This is a genomic window from Pseudoalteromonas piscicida (assembly GCF_002744175.1).
Taxonomy (GTDB): Bacteria; Pseudomonadota; Gammaproteobacteria; order Enterobacterales; family Alteromonadaceae; genus Pseudoalteromonas; species Pseudoalteromonas piscicida_B.
In genome coordinates this window covers 1-1,494 of the sequence record NZ_NKHF01000167.1, presented here as the reverse complement: position 1 = coordinate 1,494, position 1,494 = coordinate 1, and the positions used below count along the sequence as shown (strand labels likewise).

The 1,494-nt window shown below is 39.6% G+C and carries 1 protein-coding gene and 1 pseudogene; one reads left to right on the top strand and one right to left on the bottom strand.

Annotated elements, in window-relative coordinates; genetic code table 11:
- Nucleotides 1-571: 571 nt before the first annotated feature.
- Entirely contained in the window at nucleotides 572-1,078 is a 507-nt protein-coding gene (locus tag CEX98_RS22315; RefSeq protein WP_099644141.1) for a hypothetical protein, read from the top strand.
- 60 nt (nucleotides 1,079-1,138) lie between these two features.
- Here the strand turns inward: CEX98_RS22315 and CEX98_RS22310 are convergent.
- Nucleotides 1,139-1,345 (bottom strand): annotated as a pseudogene (locus CEX98_RS22310) (IS4 family transposase); the annotation flags it as partial.
- Nucleotides 1,346-1,494: the final 149 nt, after the last annotated feature.

The following is a 1,494-nucleotide window of genomic DNA, read 5'->3' as shown; positions in this document are numbered from 1 at the left end:
GGGATCGCACTTTGTAAAAAGGATTTAACCCCCGCCTCTTGTCTGATCTAATAGCACCCGCTTTATCAGTACCTATTTGTCAATATTTAGGAGCTACTTGTTAGGATTCAATATTTCTTTGCTGCTTTGCGTGTCTTCATACCTATAACGTGCGCAGAGCCAGGGCAATAGAACCCGTCAATTTTATACTTTTTAGTTCTCTATAAACGGTAGTGCGATGGTAATTTTGCTTTCTTGGCGATTTTGGAGACAGAACAACCTACTTCCAATAATGCAGAAATCTGATATCTTCCGATCTCTGTCAACTGCTGATATTTCATGGTAGTACAGTTTGTTTCTTTGGTGAGTAGAGTGTACCACTTTCAGCAGTCGCCTTCCTCTTCTACGCGATCCCATGAGTGTCGTACTTATTATCTGAAATTAGGAGAGGTTAGAGATCGAGCTAGTAATGCTCGATATTGCCCTTTTTATAAGGATATACAGGCATTAAAAAGTCAAAGATTAGATAGAGCTGCTCTATAAAAATGTCTATTCACTTGATTTTGTGCTTCAAAATAAGAGGTTATAAGTGATGAATAAATTGATTATGTTGGGAGGGGTTATTTTATCATCTTACACTATGTTTAGCATGGCTGTTGAACATAGTAGTGAGTTGTATAATGAGGTTGATATTGAGGTGTCCTGCTCAGAGGGTAAGGGTTTTCTGAGCTTAAACTTTTACAATATGAGTGGAACTTATGTAAATATAGAAAGTGAAAATGACAAGCTCGGTATTTGGGATTCGTATGCTGTCAAAGTGATTCAGGAGGGCTCTTATTCAAAGCATTACACTCGTTGGGTGCACGCTAAAAAGAGCAAGACTCTTGGTTATGAGAGTGATGCATCTATGTCAAGCTTAGTTTTACCTCCATACTCAAAGCGAAAATTTAATGTTTTTTATGAAGCATCGTTTGAATTAAAATCAGCTAAAAGTTATATACTATACTTAACATTTTCTTCTTATATAAATAGTTACCCGTTCGATTTTAAAGTTTTTAGATCCAACGAGCTTGTTGTTTCGAATAAAAATTGCCAATGATCGAAAAGGCCTTGCATAATGCCGCTCGGATAAGCGTAATCGTTTATACCTAAACGGACACTAGGATTGCACAAAGAGGACTGAACGCGGAAGCTTCGGTCCTTTCTTTTCGCTGGCAATATAAAGTGGCTGATGCCCTTACGTATTTGCTTTAGCTTGACGGGAAGTGTTCCATCGGGACCTAGCTGGCCTCTTAAGCAGAATGTCGATAAGGTTAATTGCCGCCGTAAAGCTCACTCCAGTCGGTTTCACATCGGCATCTGCTGCATTTCCAGCCGATGCTTATACAGGTCACGAGCGAATGGACAAAGTTGGCTTGGTATAAATGGCGGACGAATTTACGACCCGAGCTTAGGACGCTTTTTACAAGCTGATCCTATGGTACAAGCTCCTGAGAATATCCAAAACCTCAACCA

Coding starts and splice junctions, on each gene's coding strand:
- CEX98_RS22315 (WP_099644141.1), top strand. CDS start 572: ATGAATAAATTGATTATGTTGGGAGGGGTTATTTTATCATCTTACACT.